This window comes from Priestia sp. 10L35 (genome assembly GCF_056395685.1).
On sequence record NZ_JBFTKA010000038.1, the window covers coordinates 1 to 1,658 of the forward strand.

Genomic DNA, 1,658 nt, shown 5'->3' on the forward strand with positions numbered 1-1,658 from the left:
ATCCCACTCTTCTTCTCTTTCAAAGTAGGAATCCTCAAATTGATGCTGTACGTAAAATAGCCAAATTCCAAGTGATCCTGCTACAAAAAGGATAGGAGCTTGAACGAGCAGAAAAGCTTGCCAACCAATACCCCAGCATAAAAGTGCATACACTGCAACAATTGAGAAATTGGTTAAATATGTGTTCAAACGTTCCTTTCGTTTCGCGTCTTTTCGATTCAATCGGTTAGAAACGAAGAAAAGATAGATGGGACCTAATCCAAACATAACAATTGGATTGCGGTAAACGCGGTAAGCTAACCGGCCCCAGTAGGAAGCTGCAACATACTCATCAACTGTCATGACCCACACATCACCAGTTCCTCGTTTATCTAAGTTGCTGCTCGTGGCATGATGAATGGAATGGCTTCGTTTCCACTGTTCATAAGGAAACATGGTGATAACCCCACTAATTGTCCCAAGTATATTATTCGCTTTTCGACTTTTGAAAAATGATTGATGACAACAATCATGAAAAATAATAAAGATTCGGACGACGAACCCGGCTGTAACAATAGCTAAGGGCAACGTTAGCCAATAAGAAACGGACAAACTTTGATAAGCTAGAAACCAAAGTAGTAAAAACGGAAGAAATGTGTTTATTAATTGCTTTATACTCGATTTCGTATTAGGTTTTTCAAAAGGTGCTACATTTTTTCTTAGTTCAGTCGTTTTTTGTTTGCTCATGTGTTCCTCCTTACATCTTTACCGTGTTTAATATTCAGCCCTTCTTTATATTTATAGTAGAACATAGTATCTGGTGATAAAAGATATAAACGTCAAGTAACTAGTATGACAACTGTCATACATGTGTGAATGTATTTTCTTAATAAAAGGAAAAAAGTGTGTGGGAAAAAATCAGTTTGATTAAAGCATTAGGATTATTTCGGTCCTAGCTATGTAAAGGTGCTCATAAACCTGTACCTTACCAACAGGTTTTGAGCCACTATTTTTTAAATATATTGCGAACAAAAAACTACCTCCTCTAAATGATGACTAGGGCCGGTAGTTTTTCAGAGCTATGAATGTTCAACTGTCGTTCATTTTGGTATAAAAACTCTTTAACAATTTCATCATATCACGCCCCGATGTTCTAGACAGTTTATCATTATCTTCATGCGTACTCACATACCAGCTGCCCTTGTCATCTTCATTTAATCTATATACCTTACCGTTTCTACCATCTGTATAAAAGTCTCCATCCTTCAGTCTCAAACGATCCCCCCTCTACCACGTATATACCCTGTATTGTACCCAAGATATCCATTTTATAAAAAATTTCATCTACACAAAAACAGCAGGTCTCTTAACACGCTTACTATTTTGTATGTAAGCTACATATGTGGAAAGTCAATTGAATTTATTTACTCCTAGTAGATCTTAAATTAATCTTTTTACAATAGGATTTCACGCTTGAAAGGGTCGTTTTTCCTGTATTTGCTATATTCGGTTTTATATGTTACGATTAAGTTAATTATTTTTGTTCGGTGTAGGATTAAGAGAAGAGAAATCTCTTCCATAGAAATTTTCATCTTAAGATAGTATGGTTGGACAAGGGTAGTAATATAAGTGTGGAGTATTCCACACTAGGAGGCAATATTATGGAACAAGGTACAGTG

Annotated in this window: 2 protein-coding genes; both read right to left on the reverse strand. The window is 36.0% G+C overall.

Annotated elements, in window-relative coordinates:
• A partial coding sequence (locus tag AC1DEF_RS28995; protein WP_477727740.1) for a fatty acid desaturase occupies positions 1–726 on the reverse strand: 726 nt, incomplete at its 3' end.
• A gap of 342 nt (positions 727–1,068) precedes the next feature.
• Positions 1,069–1,254 carry a hypothetical protein gene (locus AC1DEF_RS29000; protein WP_097825599.1) on the reverse strand — a complete coding sequence of 62 codons (186 nt, stop codon included), beginning with the start codon at positions 1,252–1,254 and terminating at the stop codon, positions 1,069–1,071.
• Between the last annotated feature and the right edge of the window lie 404 nt (positions 1,255–1,658).